The organism is Moraxella sp. CTOTU46711 (genome assembly GCF_031975715.1).
Taxonomy (GTDB): Bacteria; Pseudomonadota; Gammaproteobacteria; order Pseudomonadales; family Moraxellaceae; genus Faucicola.
Window position 1 is genome coordinate 482,543 of the sequence record NZ_DALYMP010000001.1, and the last position, 17,386, is coordinate 499,928.

Annotated in this window: 10 protein-coding genes; 2 read left to right on the forward strand and 8 right to left on the reverse strand. The window is 44.3% G+C overall.

Features of this window, described 5'->3' with window-relative positions:
• Positions 1–360: 360 nt before the first annotated feature.
• Positions 361–2,727: a phosphoenolpyruvate synthase gene (gene ppsA / locus RTJ53_RS02090; protein WP_312275631.1), complete on the forward strand. Its 2,367-nt coding sequence runs from the start codon at positions 361–363 to the stop codon at positions 2,725–2,727.
• A gap of 104 nt (positions 2,728–2,831) precedes the next feature.
• Here the strand turns inward: ppsA and RTJ53_RS02095 are convergent, their stop codons facing one another.
• The 7 genes from RTJ53_RS02095 to RTJ53_RS02125 all read right to left on the reverse strand — a co-directional run bounded on the left by RTJ53_RS02095 (position 2,832) and on the right by RTJ53_RS02125 (position 15,993).
• Complete coding sequence (locus RTJ53_RS02095) at positions 2,832–4,934, reverse strand: 2-oxo acid dehydrogenase subunit E2 (protein WP_312275632.1); 2,103 nt, start codon at positions 4,932–4,934, stop codon at positions 2,832–2,834.
• Between the two features lie 84 nt (positions 4,935–5,018).
• The gene (aceE, locus tag RTJ53_RS02100) at positions 5,019–7,832 is read right to left on the reverse strand and encodes a pyruvate dehydrogenase (acetyl-transferring), homodimeric type (protein WP_312275633.1); all 2,814 of its coding nucleotides are present in this window, start codon (positions 7,830–7,832) and stop codon (positions 5,019–5,021) included.
• A 280-nt stretch (positions 7,833–8,112) separates the two neighbouring features.
• Entirely contained in the window at positions 8,113–8,808 is a 696-nt protein-coding gene (locus RTJ53_RS02105; RefSeq protein WP_312275634.1) for a glutathione S-transferase, read from the reverse strand.
• A 173-nt stretch (positions 8,809–8,981) separates the two neighbouring features.
• Positions 8,982–11,795 carry a DNA gyrase subunit A gene (gene gyrA, locus RTJ53_RS02110; RefSeq protein ID WP_312275635.1) on the reverse strand — a complete coding sequence of 938 codons (2,814 nt, stop codon included), beginning with the start codon at positions 11,793–11,795 and terminating at the stop codon, positions 8,982–8,984.
• A 431-nt stretch (positions 11,796–12,226) separates the two neighbouring features.
• The gene (locus RTJ53_RS02115) at positions 12,227–13,891 is read right to left on the reverse strand and encodes an alpha/beta hydrolase family protein (protein WP_312275636.1); all 1,665 of its coding nucleotides are present in this window, start codon (positions 13,889–13,891) and stop codon (positions 12,227–12,229) included.
• A gap of 167 nt (positions 13,892–14,058) precedes the next feature.
• On the reverse strand, positions 14,059–14,976 hold the full coding sequence (gene pssA, locus RTJ53_RS02120) for a CDP-diacylglycerol--serine O-phosphatidyltransferase (protein WP_312275637.1): 918 nt from the start codon (positions 14,974–14,976) through the stop codon (positions 14,059–14,061).
• A gap of 129 nt (positions 14,977–15,105) precedes the next feature.
• A complete protein-coding gene (locus RTJ53_RS02125; protein ID WP_312275638.1) occupies positions 15,106–15,993 on the reverse strand; it encodes a 23S rRNA (adenine(2030)-N(6))-methyltransferase RlmJ in 888 nt (295 codons plus the stop codon).
• A 120-nt stretch (positions 15,994–16,113) separates the two neighbouring features.
• On the opposite strand from RTJ53_RS02125, the gene RTJ53_RS02130 reads away from it, so the two are divergent.
• Positions 16,114–16,728, forward strand: a complete 615-nt coding sequence (locus RTJ53_RS02130; protein ID WP_312275639.1) for a 2OG-Fe(II) oxygenase — start codon at positions 16,114–16,116, stop codon at positions 16,726–16,728.
• Here the strand turns inward: RTJ53_RS02130 and RTJ53_RS02135 are convergent.
• Positions 16,714–17,328 (reverse strand): LysE/ArgO family amino acid transporter, encoded by a 615-nt coding sequence (locus tag RTJ53_RS02135; RefSeq protein WP_409418128.1) that lies wholly within the window; start codon positions 17,326–17,328, stop codon positions 16,714–16,716. The genes RTJ53_RS02130 and RTJ53_RS02135 overlap by 15 nt on opposite strands.
• Positions 17,329–17,386: the final 58 nt, after the last annotated feature.

Genomic DNA, 17,386 nt, shown 5'->3' on the forward strand with positions numbered 1-17,386 from the left:
CATTAACTGCGTCTTTTGCAGTGAATGTCATCTTATTAATGTCGTTATCAGCGCAGACACTATTGTTTGTCTTACAGGTCGAGAGTTTGTTATTATACGTGACTTGTAGGCTTTAATCTAACAAATCGATGCTTAATTTGCCTTAATTAGCCATCAGTTATTGTCATTGAAGGCTTATCTACGTTTTTCATCCCCTTAAACTCAAAGATATCCAAGCAAAATTTTAGTTGAATTATTGATCGCTGACAGTTTTTCTAAAATTATAATTTTTTTGCTAGAAAATCATTTTTTAAGATGAATTTTCTGCGAAATACCGTTATAATCTTTTCAAAATAATCTTTATTTCACGGAGTTATCACCTTGAACGCACAAGTTATCTCACTCGACAAGTTAGGCAAAAACGACATTGACAAAGTAGGCGGTAAAAACGCTTCATTAGGTGAAATGATTAGTCACCTAACGGATTTAGGGGTAAGCGTACCAGGTGGTTTTGCAACAACGTCTGAAGCTTTTAACAAATTCTTAATCGGTACAGGCCTTCAAAACAAAATCAAAGACGCGCTTCAAGGTCTGGATGTGGATGATGTTGCGGCATTGACTGCCACGGGCAAAAAAATCCGTGACATGATTATTGAGCAAGAGTTGCCTAAAGATCTTGAACAAGAAATCCGTGATGCCTTTGCCGAGATGAGCCAAGGTGAGGACATCGCTGTTGCGGTTCGTTCATCAGCGACTGCCGAAGATTTACCAGACGCCTCCTTTGCTGGTCAACAAGAAACTTTCCTTAATATCCGTGGTATTGACAATATCTTGATTGCTATTAAAGAAGTCTTTGCTTCTTTATACAATGACCGCGCCATCGCTTACCGCGTTCACAAAGGTTTTGAGCACGCAGGTGTTGCCTTATCAGCTGGCGTACAACGCATGGTACGCTCAGAGACAGGCACTTCAGGTGTGATGTTCACCATTGATACCGAAAGTGGTTTTAATGACGTAGTATTTATCACCGCAAGCTATGGCTTGGGTGAAATGGTCGTGCAAGGTGCGGTGAACCCTGACGAATTTTACATTTCAAAAGCCTTATTAAATGCCGGCAAACCTGCGGTAATTCGTCGTAACCTCGGCAGCAAACAACAAAAAATGGTTTATGCAGACGAGCACTCAGCCGGCAAATCAGTCAAAATAGTCCCAGTAGACAAAGCAGAACGCAACCAATTTTCACTGAGCAATGAAGAGTTGGTTGAACTTGCCAAACAAGCGTTAATCATCGAAAAACATTATGGTCATGCGATGGATATCGAATGGGCAAAAGATGGTGACAGTGGCAAACTATTCATTGTGCAAGCCCGTCCAGAGACAGTAAAAAGCCGTGAAAGTCAAAATGTCATGGAGCGTTACATCCTTAAAGAAAAAGGCGATGTCATCTGTGAAGGTCGTTCAATTGGTCAACGTATCGGCGCAGGTACTGTACGCGTGGTCAACTCAATCCATGAAATGGATAAAGTACAAGAAGGTGACGTCCTTGTTTCTGATATGACTGACCCAGACTGGGAACCCGTCATGAAACGTGCAGCTGCTATCATCACTAACCGTGGTGGTCGTACCTGTCACGCGGCAATTATCGCGCGTGAATTAGGCGTCCCTGCCATCGTGGGTTGTGGTAACGCCACTGACCTATTGACCGATGGTCAAGCAGTCACTGTATCTTGTGCAGAAGGTGATACCGGTTATATCTACGAAGGTCAATTGGACTTTGAAATCCAAAACAACTCAATTGAGTCAATGCCAGACTTGGCATTTAAAATTATGATGAACGTCGGTAACCCTGACCGCGCCTTTGGATTTGCACAAATCCCTAATGAAGGAGTGGGTCTAGCACGTTTAGAATTCATCATCAACCGTATGATTGGCGTGCATCCAAAAGCACTACTTAACATGAACACTCTACCACGCGAAATCGTACAAGCAATTCAAGAGCGCATGGCAGGTTATGCTTCACCGATTGATTTCTACGTTGATAAATTGGTTGAAGGTATTTCAACCCTAGCGGTCGCATTTAAAGATAAGAAAGTTATCGTACGTATGTCTGACTTTAAATCGAATGAATATGCAAACTTAATCGGCGGTAAACTATACGAGCCATCTGAAGAAAACCCCATGCTCGGTTTCCGTGGTGCCAGCCGTTATGTGTCAGAAAACTTCCGTGACTGCTTTGAATTAGAATGTCGTGCATTAAAACGTGTTCGTGATGAAATGGGCTTAACCAACGTTGAGATTATGATTCCATTCGTACGTACGACGGAAGAAGCGCGTAAGGTATTAGAGCTACTTGAGAAAAATGGTCTTAAACGTGGTGAAAACGGTTTACGCGTCATCATGATGTGTGAGTTGCCAACCAATGCCTTATTGGCAGAAGAGTTTTTACAATACTTCGATGGTTTCTCAATCGGCTCAAACGATTTAACCCAGTTAACCCTTGGTCTTGACCGTGATTCGGGTATCGTATCTCAATCATTTGATGAACGTGACCCAGCGGTTAAAAAACTACTGAAAATGGCTATCGATGCCTGTAACGCACAAGGCAAGTATATCGGTATCTGTGGACAAGGTCCTTCTGACCACCCAGACCTAGCCATGTGGTTAATGGAACAAGGTATTACTTCTGTTTCATTGAATCCCGATTCGGTGTTAGACACTTGGTTCTTCTTAGCAAAAACCGAAAAATAAGCTTATTAGCATTCATAAAGCCCTTAGTTTTGACTAAGGGCTTTTTTTGGGCATTAAAAAAACCTAGCATGGATATAATACGCTAGGTTCTTTTGACCTAAAACTTATAACAACACGCGGCGTGGATCTGCTAGTAATTTTGCAATATAGCGGGTGAATACCGCAGCGTCCGCACCATTGATCACACGGTGGTCATACGATAATGACAACGGTAGCATTAAACGTGGCTCAAACTCGCCTTTAGTCTCATTCCAACGTGGCTGAATGCTAGATTCACTCACGCCCAAAATCGCAACTTGTGGCCAATTGACCAGCGGCGTAAAGTAAGTACCGCCAAGATTGCCTTGACTTGAAATCGTAAATGATGCGCCTGTTAACTCTTTGGCAGATAGTTTTTTATCACGCGCTTTTTTGGCAAGCTCACCGATTTCAATCGCTAGTTGCTTGATGCCTTTTTGCTCTACACGTTGAATGACAGGTACCGTCAAACCATCTTCGGTTGCTACAGCAAAGCCTAAATTCACGGATTTACGGATGATAATTTGGGTGTTGTCATCACTTAAATGGCTGTTAAATTTTGGATGTTGCATCAGCGCGTAAGCGGTTACTTTCATGATGAAAGCCAGAATGGTTAGACTCACCCCTTCTTTTTTCATCTCATCTTTTAGGTCACCACGCAATTTTTCAACATCGGTAATATCTGCCAAATCAAACTGGGTGACTTGTGGCAAATAGGTATTGTAATTAAGCTGTGGAATTGAGACTTTTTGTAGACGGGTCAAATCTTGGCGTTCAATTTCTCCCCAAATTTCCGTTTTACTCATATCGGGTAAATTAGGTAATCCTGAGCGAGCCGCTGATGGCGCAGAGACTTTGTTTGCAGCGGTTGGCGTGCTAACTGCTTTTATCATATTCTTGACATAAGCAAACACATCTTCTTTGACAATACGCCCATTAGCGCCCGTGCCAGTCACCTCACTGACATCAACACCCAATTGTCGGGTAAGTTTGCGCACCGCAGGACCTGCATAAACCGCGGCGTTTTTGGCATTAATTTGCGCTTCAGACAGTTTTGACTGTGAACTTGACTGACTAGATGGTGTACTGGCGCTATTAGTTGCAGTTGACGCGGTATTTTGCGTTTTAGCGACTGCTTGCTGAGCGGTATGGGTGGTCGCTTGCGGCTGTGATGCTGAACTTGACGCTGATTGCACTGACCCCGCCGCTTCAATCACAACAAAGTCTTGACCATTGGTGACGGTATCACCAGGGTTAACCAGTAATTCAGCCACTTTACCGGCGACTGGCGAGGGGACTTCCACCGATGCTTTATCAGATTCTACCAACAACAATGGTTGTTCTGCTGTGACCTCATCGCCTACTTTCACCATCCATTCACTAATCTGTGCCGACTCTACCCCAAGATCAGGCAAACCAAAGGTTTGTTTACCAGCGGGTGTTGATGATTGAGCGGGTGATACCGTTTGAGCGGGTGGCTGATTTTGGTTTGCGGCTGAATTGGCTTGACTGGCGGCTTGTTCTGATGGGTTACCGGCTAGTGGCTGTTGCGTAGCTGATTGGGACGCCATCACGATAAAGTCCTGGCCATTAACGACCGTATCACCTGCATTGACTAAAAATTTGACAATTTTTCCACTGACAGGTGCCGGTACTTCGACCGATGCTTTATCGGATTCGACCAATACCAGCGGTTGTTCAGCAGTGACAGTATCGCCTTCTTTGACCAACCACTCACTAATTTCTGCGCTATCGACACCCAAATCTGGCAATGTATAAGTTGCTTCAGCTGATGCGGATGTGGGCTGTGATTGGTTTGACGCAGCCATAGACGGCGCTTGCGATGAACTTGCGCTAGCTTCTTTAGTTTCTTTAATTTCTCCAGCTTCGTTAGATTGGGCTGCTTGTTGGTCTGTCTGTTGCGCAGATTGCTCTACGGGTGTAGTGTTGGATTGGCTATTGCCTGCACTGTCGATGGTGAGAATCACATCACCTTCTTTGACCTTATCGCCGATTTGAAGACTAATTGCTGTAATAGTCCCTGCTGATGTTGCAGGCACTTCCACAGAAGCTTTGTCAGACTCTAATAAGACAATGTTATCGTCCACATTGATGACATCGCCGACTTTGACCATAATTTCGCTGACTTCAGCGCTATCAACGCCTAAGTCGGGAACTTTGATTTCCATGGGTTTATCCTTAAAGTTTTATTTTTACTAAGTGGGCAATCAGCCGCTAATACGTGGCTGATTTTTTCCAATTATTAATTGATATTATTCAGGTTTTTCGTTAAGAATTGGCGCATCGGCTTTATCTTCTGCTTTGCCGTCTGCTGAAATCGCTTCATCATCCTCTTCAACCAAGGTTGGTACAGGTTTTGGATTCGCGCCTAAAATCGCTGGTGCATCTGGGGATTGGTCGATTTGTACTTGAGGATACCAAGCAGGTGAAGCATCGGCATCAATACCTAGGCTACTAATAGCATCTTTGACCAAACGCGCATCAACTTCGCCTTCATCTGCCAATAGTTTGAGCGTTGCTACCACAATGTGCGCGGCATCCACTTTAAAGTAACTACGTAATTGGCGGCGACTATCCGAACGACCGAAACCATCGGTACCTAAGGTGGCATACGGACGACTGTCTGGTAGGTAGGCGCGAATTTGTTCAGAGAAAATGCGCATGTAGTCGGTGGCGGCGACTACAATACCTTCATGCTGCGCAAGTTGCTCAGTAACCCAAGGCGTACGCTGTTCATCTAATGGGTGCAGACGATTGTACTCATCACATGCCATGCCTTCACGAGTGAGTTCATTAAAGCTTGTGACACTCCACACGTTGGCATTGATATTGAATTCTTCAGCTAGAATTTGTGCGGCTTTTTCAACCTCACGTAAAATCACGCCTGAACCTAGCAATTGCACTTGTTTTGAACCATTATCTTTGAGCAAGTACATGCCTTTTTTGATGCCTTCTTCCACCCCTGTTGGCATAGCTGGTTGCTCGTAGTTTTCATTCATTAAGGTGATATAATAGAAAACCCGTTCGCCTTCACCATACATACGGCGCAGACCATCTTGTACAATCACCGCTAGCTCATAACCATAGCATGGGTCATAAGTGACACAGTTTGGCACGGTGTTAAATAAAATCAACTGATGACCATCTTGGTGCTGTAAGCCTTCGCCATTGAGTGTGGTACGACCTGCGGTACCGCCAAGTAAGAACCCTTGCGCCTGCATATCGCCTGCGGCCCAAACTAAATCACCGACGCGTTGGAAACCAAACATCGAATAATAGATATAAAAAGGAATCATTGGTAACGCATTGGTTGAATAACTGGTTGCTAACGCAATCCAAGCACTCATTGCACCCGCTTCATTAATGCCTTCTTCCAGCATGTGACCGTCTTTGGCTTCTTTATAACCCATCAAAGCTTCATGGTCTTCAGGGGTATAATTTTGACCCGATGCCGAGTAGATACCCAATTGGCGGAACATACCTTCAAGACCAAAAGTACGGGCTTCATCAGGAACAATCGGCACTACACGCTCTTGCAGCGCTTTATTTTTTAGCAGTGCCGCTAGCAAGCGTACAAATACCATGGTAGTAGATTGTTCTTTGCCTGCACTACCTTGTAGTAATTTGTCAAAAATCTCCAATCCTGGGACATCGAGTGGAATATGACCACTACGACGATTGGGCAAATGTCCGCCCAGTGCTTGACGGCGACCTTTCAAATATTGGATTTCAGCAGAATTTTCATCAGGACGATAAAACGGCAATTCTTCAAGCTGCGTATCGGTAAATGGCAAATCAAAACGGTCACGGAAATATTTTAATGAATCAATTTCGAGTTTTTTGATTTGGTGGGTTTTGTTGACCGCTTGGCTTTGGTTAGATAAGCCATAACCTTTGACGGTTTTAACCAAAATCACCGTCGGCTGACCTTTGGCTTTCATGGCTTCACTAAATGCGGCATACACCTTCATCGGGTCGTGACCACCACGGTCTAAATTTTGGATTTCTTCGTCAGTCCAATCTTTGACCATTTCGGCAAGTTCTGGGTATTTACCAAAGAAATAGTCACGGACAAATTTACCATCACGCGCTTTATACACTTGGTATTCACCATCGAGGGTCTCAAGCATACGGTGTTTGAGCGCGCCTGTCTGGTCTTTATCTAGCAGCGTATCCCATTTACCGCCCCAAATGACTTTAATCACTCGCCAGCCTGCACCGCGAAACACGGATTCAAGCTCTTGGATGATTTTACCATTACCACGTACCGGACCATCTAGGCGCTGTAAGTTACAGTTAATCACCCAAATCAGATTTTCTAGATTCTCGCGACCGGCTAGTGAGATAGCACCTAGGCTCTCTGGCTCGTCGGTTTCACCATCACCCAAGAATGCCCAAATTTTGCGACCTTCTTTTGGAATCAAGCCGCGATTTTCAAGATATTGATGCACATGCGCGTGATAAATCGACATGATTGGGCCTAAACCCATCGACACGGTTGGGAACTGCCAATAGTCAGGCATCAAATAAGGGTGTGGGTAGCTAGATAGCCCTTTACCCCCTACTTCACGGCGAAAATTCGTCAGCTGCTCTTCAGTCAATCGACCTTCTAAAAATGAGCGAGCATACATCCCTGGCGAACCGTGACCTTGATAATAAATCATATCACCACCAAAGCTTTCACTCGCTGCGCGCCAAAAATGGTTAAAACCTGTTTCGTATAACGTTGCGCTAGAGGCAAAGGTCGCTAAGTGACCACCTAAGTCGTCGTCATTTTTGTTGGCACGCATCACCATCGCCACCGCATTGTAACGAATGATAGCGCGAATTTTACGCTCGAGGGTTAAATCACCGGGATACGAGGGCTGATCTTCTACAGGAATAGTGTTGATATAAGCGGTGTCAAGACGGTTAACGCGTAACCCTTCTTGTACCGCCTTATCATAGATGGCTTTTAGTAAAAAAGTGGCACGTTTTTTTCCCACTGACTTGATCACCGAATCAAAGGCGTCAAGCCATTCTTGGGTTTCTTGACTATCAGGGTCTTTAAAATACTGATATTGCATTTTTCGTTCCTTCTGGCAATGGCATCCATCCATGGAAATAACCTAGAATGGAGCTAGGTTGTAAACGACTCAAAGTATTCAACTATTAGACACAAAACATTGTTATAAATAGCGATAGCAATATTTTACAGGAAAAAAATATTTATGTATTTTCGCTAATTTTTAATAGGTATTTAGCTATGAAATAAAGGTGAAAAAAACAACTGTTTTTTCTGACCGAATAGTAAATTTATCGATAAAGTAAAGTAATAAAAGGGTTAAATGGGTTGACAGTCAATCATCAACATTTATCAACCGCTTTTTGATAAGCTGGGCGAGCTTGGCATTTTTTTAGCCAATTGTGAATGTTGGCGTATTTTGCCTCTAAGCTATGGGTTTCTTGCATGGCGTTTATGCCAAATTCAAGCTGTATATCAGCGCCGCTAAATTGGTTGCCAGCAAGCCATTCATTATTCCCCAAATGCTTATCTAACATTTTGAGCTGTTCGGTCAATGAATGATTCAGGTAAGATTTGTCTATACCTGATTTGAGTAATTTTGCCACTTGCTTGATACCTATCGGTGATTTTTTTATCATGGTAGCAAATATTAGTCGGATAATAAGCAAGGGCATCAACGAGCTTTCGGTAAAATGCAGCCAATATCGATACTGCTCATACGCCTCACTGCCATAATCTGGGCGAAATTTTTTATTCAGCACCAGTTGTGAGATTAGCTGTGCATCTTGCGGGTCGCTTAACTTGTCATAGTTATCAATCAAATACTCAATGATATTGGCAGATTCAATCAGCGTTTTTCCATTATCTTGCAGGATAGGTGCCTTACCCATCGGGTGAATTTTTTGCAAAGACTTGGGCGCCAAACCATGATGGCGTTCGTACTTGGTTAACTGATAAGGCAGTTCTAATTCCTCTAATAGCCAAAGAATTCGAAACGAACGTGATTTTTCAAGGTGATGTAGATGCAGTTTTGACATGGGTATACTCGTCTTTTAATGTAATAGGATTGTTGGAACAAGATAATTTTAAATTTTATAAGGCTTTAAACTTACTGGCTGTTGCGAAATTGTAGAATTCAGCGAAAAAAAACCAGCTTATTGTTTGATAAGCTGGTTTGATAAAGTGAGGTTACAAATAGCAAGGCTACAAATTAGTCATCTAGCTGTTGTGCATCGGCTTCTAGTAAACCATCTTGTTGCAGCGTTTCAGACAACTCGATGTCTTGCAAATCCGCACTGTCTTGTAAATCAGCGCTGTCTTGCGCGATATTGTCAGCCAATGCTGCCTCTAAACTATCTTCGTCCAGCTCGTCTTCACTACCGCCTTCAACCAAAGCAATAGATACCAATGATTCATCTTGTGAAATACGAATCAGGGTGACCCCTTGCGCATTACGACCTGTTTGCGCGATTTGTCCGACAGGTGTGCGCACCAGCGTGCCGGCATCAGAAATCAGCACAATATCATCGGCATCGGTTACCGCTAATGCCTGCACCAGCTCGCCATTACGCGCCGTGGTTTTGATGGCGATCATGCCTTTACCACCCCGACCTTTGACAGGAAAATCAGAGACAGGCGTACGTTTGCCAAAGCCACGCTCACAAGCACATAAAATCTCGCCTTGCTGTGGGGCCACAACTAACGACACCACACGGCTAACCGCAACGACACTGTCATTGTCTTGGTCATCTTGGCTATCGTCTTCAAGATCGGTATCCTCGTCTTCGATACCTTGATTGGCCAGTAGCGTCACCCGCATACCGCGTACCCCTTTTGCGGTACGACCCATCGCACGGATTTTACTTTCATTAAAGCGAATCGCTTTACCTTCATTGGAAAATAACATAATGTCTTGCTCGCCATCGGTAATGGCAACGCCAATCAAGTTATCGCCGTCATTGAGTTCGACAGCGCGAAGTCCGTTGGCGCGAAGGTTTTTAAATTGTGACAATTGGACGCGTTTTACCATACCCGATGCGGTTGCAAAGAACACATAGCTATTGTCATTTTGCTTGTCGTCTTCGGTCACGGGCAAGATGGCGGTGACTTTTTCATCGGCATCGAGCGCAATCAAATTGACCATCGGACGGCCACGCGAACCACGGCTGGCAATAGGCACTTCAAACACTTGTAACCCAAACACACGACCACGATCGGTAAAAATCATCACGTTGTTGTGTGTGGACGTGACCACCATATGATCAATGACATCGTCTGCTTTCATGGCAGTGGCTGACTTGCCTTTGCCACCGCGTTTTTGGGCGATATAGTCGCTAATAGGCTGGGTTTTGGCATAACCCGTGCGTGAAACAGTCAACACAACGGTTTGTTCAGGAATCAAATCAGCACGGCTAAAGTCACTGCGGCTATCGACGATTTGGGTTTTGCGCGCATCGCCAAAGTCATCACGGATTTGGATTAATTCGTCTTTGATTACTTGCATTAATTTGTCAAAGTTATCCAAAATGCTTTGTAATTGGGCAATGAGTGCCAAGATTTCTTTGAATTCTTGCTGTAGCTTGTCTTGCTCTAGCCCTGTTAAACGGTGCAGCTGCATATCCAAAATAGCATTGACTTGGTCGGGCGATAGACGATAATTTTGCTTGTCATCAATCAGTCCATATGGGGCGTTTAGGTCTTCGCCTTCAATCACATCAGGGCGAATCGAATGACTGCCTGCTGCCTCTAACATGGCAATCACGCCACCTGACTGCCAAGTGTTGGTCAGTAAATTATCGCGGGCTTCTTGGCGGTTTGCCGATGCCTTGATAGTGTCAATAATGCGATCAATGTTGGCAAGGGCAATGGTCAGCCCTTCGAGCAAATGACCACGCGCCTGCGCTTTTTTGAGTTCAAAAATAGTACGGCGAGTAACAACTTCTTGGCGGTGACGCACAAAAGCGGCAATTAAATCACGCAACGTCATGATTTTAGGTTGACCTTCATCTAAGGCAACCATGTTGATACTAAAACTTGATTCTAAAGGCGTTTGGATAAATAGATTATTAACGATGACTTCCGCGTTTTCACCACGTCTTAAGTCAATGGCGATACGCATCCCATCTTTATCTGACTCATCGCGAATCTCGCTAATGCCTTCAAGTTTTTTATCGCGTACCAATTCTGCGATTTTTTCAATCAGTTTTGCTTTATTGGTTTGATACGGAATCTCGGTAAATACAATACGCTCACGTTCTTTATTGGCGCCCGTTTCACTCATCGGTTCGATGTGATATTTGCCGCGCAAATGCAAGCGACCTTTACCGGTGCGATAAGCATCGACAATGCCTGAGCGACCATAAATAATACCGCCTGTTGGGAAATCAGGACCGGTGATGTACTGCATGAGCATTTCACCCGAGATGTGCGGATCATCGGCATAGGCCAAACACGCATTAATCACTTCCGTCAGATTGTGTGGCGCCATATTGGTCGCCATACCCACCGCAATGCCTGTGGCACCGTTGACGAGCAAATTTGGAATACGCGCTGGCATGACGCTTGGCATTTGCTCTGAGCCATCATAGTTTGGCTCCCAATCTACGGTGTCTTTATCCAAATCACCCAGCATTTGGTGAGTGAGTTTTTGCATGCGCACTTCGGTATAACGCATCGCTGCGGCAGGGTCATCATCCACTGAGCCAAAATTACCTTGACCATCGATGAGCATATAGCGCATTGAGAACGGCTGCGCCAAACGTACAATCGCGTCATAAACTGCGGTATCGCCATGCGGGTGGTATTTACCGATAACATCACCCACCACACGCGCCGATTTTTTGTAAGGTTTGTTAAAGTCGTTTGATAATTCATGCATCGCGTATAACACACGGCGATGAACAGGTTTGAGCCCATCACGCACATCAGGTAAAGCACGGGAGACAATTACGCTCATGGCATAGTCGAGATAAGATTGTTTTAATTCATCGACGATGCTAATGGGGCTAACGGAATCGGTGGACATGCACGCTCCTTTTATCAAGCTACTTAAATATGTGAGTCATCTTATTTATTTTACTTTTCAAGGCAACGGCTAAGTTAACAACAATGCGTTTAAAAGTAATGCGCAATTTTGACCAAAAGTTGCAAAAAAACCCCAATCAAAAACTTCAGAAAAGCAACACAGATGACGTTATATTTTTAGGATAGTAAAAAGGAATAATTATAGCATAAAACGCATGATTTAGCAGTTAACTCACCGCCAAATGTCGACCGTAATGTCAAAATATCATGCTTTGACGGGTGTTATTTCACCCCCATGGTAAGCTACCCAAATTTAATCAGCTATTTCAATAATCTATAAAATAAACTGTCTAATAACAAAGCCTGTTAATAAACAGGCTTTGTTAAATGGGTATCAGTTATATGCGTATATGTTTAGTAGATATGGCAAATTTAGAACTGGCTAAACAATGTCTGTGCCACACCCATACAATATGGCGTGACTAAACCATGATATTGCATAGCGACGGCTTGTGATGGATTGCCCCCGTTGGCAGCCGCAATCGCCGCAATATTTTGCACTTTGCTAGCAAATCCTGCTTGCATTTTTTCTGATTGAGACTGGATGCTATTATTGTTGACGGTATCAAAACCTAACGTTTGATAAACCGGTTTTTGACGCGTTGCGCGATTGGTGATATCGATATCAATAATTCCCAACTTGGTCGCGCTAGTTTTATTAGTATCTGTGTCCCATAGTTTTTTCATTAAACTACTATTGACGTCAAAGAACACCATCGGATCTTGGTTACCGCCACACATAATGACAGGCATTGTTGGTAAATAACCACGCAAGTCATTGGCTTTTAACGCTTTACGTAGTGGATGTTCAGGCAGTGTGGCAGGCACTGGGCTATAGTTGGTATAACCTTGTAAATAAGGCACTGCCCAATCGACATTTTTTTGGGCATCCGCCAAGTATCCTAATCGGTAGTCATTTTTGATTAAATACTGCGTTGTATCAAAACCAAAACTAAATGCTGGGTCAGACGGTGATAACGCATCGAGCGTTGAATTGCCAGTTGGCGCTTTTTGAAACATCGCAGAGGCAGGCAATTTACCACTTACAATGAGCTGCATATCAGTCATGCTGGTGCTAGGCAGTAGCGAGGGGATTTCATCGGCGTTGGCTGGCGCAAACATGTCACTGGGTTTGGCATAAATATTGCCATACTGCTCTTGATAGTTGCGAGCCATCAGCGGGGCAAAAAACGTCGCACCGAGCATGACTTTGCCACCAAATACCACATCACCAAAGGCTTCCATGGCATAGGGTCCAGAAATTGGCAGGGCTGCTGTCACAGGTTCTTTAAGCGTTTCAAGATAGCGTGTTGTTGCCATGGTGACATAGCCACCTTGAGAATAACCTGTAACAAACAATTTGCCATTGTCAGCGACATTGGTTGCACTGCCTGTGCGGCGTACCACTTCCCTGCCTGCTTTTAACGCATCTGCCATCTCGTGTGACTGCTGCTGGGCATTGAGGTACGGATGATAAGCTAGGCTTGATTTGTCATAACCTGCATAATTGGGTGAAATAACCACATAGCCTTGCCCTGCAAACAGAGCCGCTAACAATGTCGCGGCTGGTCCTGCTTCATTGTTGGCATTACCGATTTCTGCAAAATTATAGGCTTTGGTCGTTGCCGTACCGTGTGCATTGAGTACAATGGGTCGATTGCCACTACAGCTTGCATCCGTGCCTGTCGGAATAAAAACAGCACCCGTCGCATCGGTCTTATTACCTTTGACATCGACGGTATCATATTGCATGTATTCTACACGCACACCGCACTTGGGCGTGGCTGCAACTTGGCTAAAATCGGGATCTGTGGTATTAAATAACTGGGTTAAGGCGCTAGCGGTGAGATTTTTGGTCGTTAATGGATCTTTGATTAAATTACCTGTGGGCAGTGAAGCAACACCTGTTTTGGCAGGTGGCGTTGTAGTGGAATCATTATCGCTACCACAAGCGGCTAAGGTTGAGGCCAGCCACACCGAGATAAAAATTTTGGTTAGGCTAAAAGTAGGGTGGATTAAATCAGACTGACGGTGCATCTCATACTCCTTATGAGGGAATTAATGGTTCATATCCTTGAACAACGCATCATGTTACCCAAAAAAAACGGGCATGAAAACGATACGCTCATCATGCCAGTTTTTGTACTATTTGAACATCCGTTTCTAAAAAAATTTGCTACTAAAATAAAAAAACCAGAGTAGCTCTAAACAGATTTGCGTTTAAACTTACTCCAAACCGCAGTTACTAGGCCCGATAAGGCGTAAATCACGCTAATCGCGAGCAATCCTGCAGGAATATTATACAATACGATACCCAGCGCAAACACAATCAAAATCAATGCCACAAACGGGACACGCTTTTTATCAAATTCTTTAAAGCTATAGTATTTTAAATTACTCACCATCAAAAAGCCGGCAACCACTACCCAAATAGCTGCCAAGATTTGAAAAGCGGGACTGGTCGCAGGCAATTCAACTTGCCAATCCATATGCACCATCACAAACGTCGTGACTAAAATAGCGGCTAACGGACTTGCTACCCCGACAAAGTATTTTTTATCAACGACACCAATTTGTACATTAAAACGCGCCAGTCTCAGCGCGGCACAGGCAGCATACACAAAGGCGCAAGCGATACCAATACGCCCCAACGGCTCTAACGCATAATGATAAATCAATAACGCAGGCGCCAGTCCAAACGCGATGCAGTCAGCTAGCGAGTCTAGCTGCTCGCCAAAGGGACTTTGTGCATTGAACAGCCTTGCCGCCCGACCATCTAACCCATCTAGCAATGCCGAGATAAAAATCGCCACACAGGCACGCATATAATGCCCTTCTCCCAACGCGCTTTGGGTAATCGAATAAAATGCCGCAAGCAGCGACAATAGCGTAAATGAATTGGGAATTAAATAAACGCCTTTTTGCGCAATCGTTTTGTCAGCGACACGCGCATTTTCAATGACTTCAAAGGTCAGCCCATCATAGTCATCAGTTTCTGCCAATTCACGGTTACGCTGATGCTCAAGCTGAATTGGATTGATATCCTGAGCCGGTGGCGGCTGTTGGGAGGGGTCGATGGGCGTCTTGATAAGGGTTGGTTGGTTATTATTATCGTTATTCATTGATTATCCTTGCAGGTTGTCTCTTGCAGGTCGTCTATAATAAATCGTCTGTTGCTAGGTGCATCGAGCTCGGTAACAAATTGCGAAATTTGGCGGGTTGTGTGACCAGTTAACCCGCCAAGTGTGACATTATTCGCCAACCAACCATTGTACTTTGGTGCGCTGCTCCACGCTCATTTGTGGGCTTTCAGGATGCTGCAAAATTGGCTGTAGATATTGCAAAATCTCTTCGGCTTTAGCATCAAATTGCCACGGTGGGTTAATCACTAACATGCCCGTCCCATTTAAGCCCATCGGCAAATCGGGTGGGAAAATATTCAGCTCAAGCACCAATTGACGGCGGATTTCGGTACGTTTCATTTTTTTATAAAACAGCTCAACCGCATCGTTGTTTTTGATGGGGTACCAAAGAGCCAATACCCCGGTTGACCATTTTTTATGCGCTTTGACCAACAAATCTACCAATGCGCTAAAATCACGGTGTTCCTGTTCAAAAGGGGGATCGATTAGAATCAACCCGCGTTTTTCTTGGGGTGGTAGCACCGCCAAAATCCCTTCATAGGCATTGCGATGTTGCACACCAATGGGCAATTGGTGCAGTTGGTAGTTGAGCGCATCAAACTCGCTTGCTTTCCATTCAAACGCTTCGGCGCGATTGTTAATCTCTGGGTGAGCGTCTTGTTGTTCTTCGATGTGATGGGCAATAAACCAAGGCGAACCTGGATACACATGCTTATCATAGAATTTTTTGGCGTAGCCAATATCTTGTAGATAAGTTTGCACCGCCTGTGGCGCTTGGCTATTGTCTTGCGCTAGCAGTTTGGTAATACCATGGATGGCTTCGCCGGTTTTTTTGGCTTCATCGCTGGCAAGTGAATACAAACCGCGCCCACCATACGCATCCAAAATATAATAAGGTTTTGGCTTGGCGCTCATCATCTCAAGTAATTGCAACAATAAAACATGTTTTACCACATCAGCGAAGTTGCCTGCGTGGTAGCTGTGTTGATAATTCATAATAAATTTTTCGTAAACAAATTAGCAGGTATGGTAGCATAGCTATCAAAAATTGGCGAAGTTTTTGCTAAAAATTGCCCAGTTAAATGTTTAAACAATGCTGAAGGAAACACAGCGCATATGCCAGAGTTGAATTTTATCCTGCCCAACTGGTTTGAAAAAATAAATGACACACAGCTTGACGGGCTGGTTAATGACGGGTTTATCGTGCTAGATGACTGTTTTGACGTCAATTTTTTTCAGGCGTTACAAAAAGAGAGTGGCTTGATTGACTATCAAGCGGCCAATTTGACGCAGGGTGAGCGAATCACTAGCATTCGCGGGGATAGCACCCGCTGGATTGATGAGCGCTGTCCGATTGGTATGCAGTATCTACAAGCGATTAACGAGCTCGCGCAATTTTTTAATCAAACCTTATACACTGGCATTCGCCGTAGTGAAGCCCATTATGCCCGCTACCCTGCAGGGTTTGGTTATCAGTGGCATTCAGACAATCCGCAAGGGCGTGATGAACGTGTGTTATCGGCAGTTTTTTATCTCAATGAAGGTTGGGGGGCGCCCGATGGCGGTGAAATTGTCGTCATCGATCACCATGACACACAGCAACAATTACAGCCCCAAGGTAACAGATTGGTGGTTTTTAATAGTAACTTAGTCCATCAAGTCGCAATCACCCATCGTGAACGCTTCTCTATTGCCACTTGGATGAGAAAAGATGGGCTAATTAGCCAGTAATAAACTTGCCGCAATCCCCCACATCACAATTCCGATAAGGATATCAAGAATTTTCCAAGACAGTGGTTTGGCAAATAGCGGCTGCAGCATACGCGCACCATAACCCAAACTAAAAAAGAAGATAAACGAAGATAAAATTGCGCCCAAGGCAAACGCCAGTTTATCGGTAACCTGTGACGCAATCGTCCCAAGCAAAATCACCGTATCTAAATACACATGGGGATTGAGCCAAGTAAACGCCAAGCACATGGCAATCACTTGTTTTAAATTACCCACCTCTTCACCCTGCGCCACGAGCGATTGGTTTGATTGATAAGCCGCAATAAAACTTCGAGCACCATACACAATTAAAAACAACGCCCCTGCGTATTTGGCAATGGTGATAATCAGCGGGAATTGCGAAATCAGTTTGCCAAAACCAAACACACCACCCGTAATCAACACCGCATCGGATAACGCACAAATCAAACACACGATAAACACAAATTGTTGTTTTAGCCCTTGTTTAAGCACAAACGCATTCTGTGCCCCAATCGCCAAAATTAACGAAAAGCAGACGCTCATGCCCATTAAAAAAGTAGAGATATTCATCAGTACCACATGTCCCCAGTAACATTCGCAAAAAACACAAAAAAGCACAGTAAGAAAAAAGCATAGC

Bases quoted from the DNA above. Each gene is read 5' to 3' on its own strand.
- gyrA (WP_312275635.1), bottom strand. From the start codon at position 11,795: ATGTCCACCGATTCCGTTAGCCCCATTAGCATCGTCGATGAATTAAAA.
- RTJ53_RS02130 (WP_312275639.1), top strand. From the start codon at position 16,114: ATGCCAGAGTTGAATTTTATCCTGCCCAACTGGTTTGAAAAAATAAAT.
- RTJ53_RS02125 (WP_312275638.1), bottom strand. From the start codon at position 15,993: ATGAATTATCAACACAGCTACCACGCAGGCAACTTCGCTGATGTGGTA.
- pssA (WP_312275637.1), bottom strand. From the start codon at position 14,976: ATGAATAACGATAATAATAACCAACCAACCCTTATCAAGACGCCCATC.
- RTJ53_RS02105 (WP_312275634.1), bottom strand. From the start codon at position 8,808: ATGTCAAAACTGCATCTACATCACCTTGAAAAATCACGTTCGTTTCGA.
- RTJ53_RS02095 (WP_312275632.1), bottom strand. From the start codon at position 4,934: ATGGAAATCAAAGTTCCCGACTTAGGCGTTGATAGCGCTGAAGTCAGC.
- aceE (WP_312275633.1), bottom strand. From the start codon at position 7,832: ATGCAATATCAGTATTTTAAAGACCCTGATAGTCAAGAAACCCAAGAA.
- RTJ53_RS02115 (WP_312275636.1), bottom strand. From the start codon at position 13,891: ATGCACCGTCAGTCTGATTTAATCCACCCTACTTTTAGCCTAACCAAA.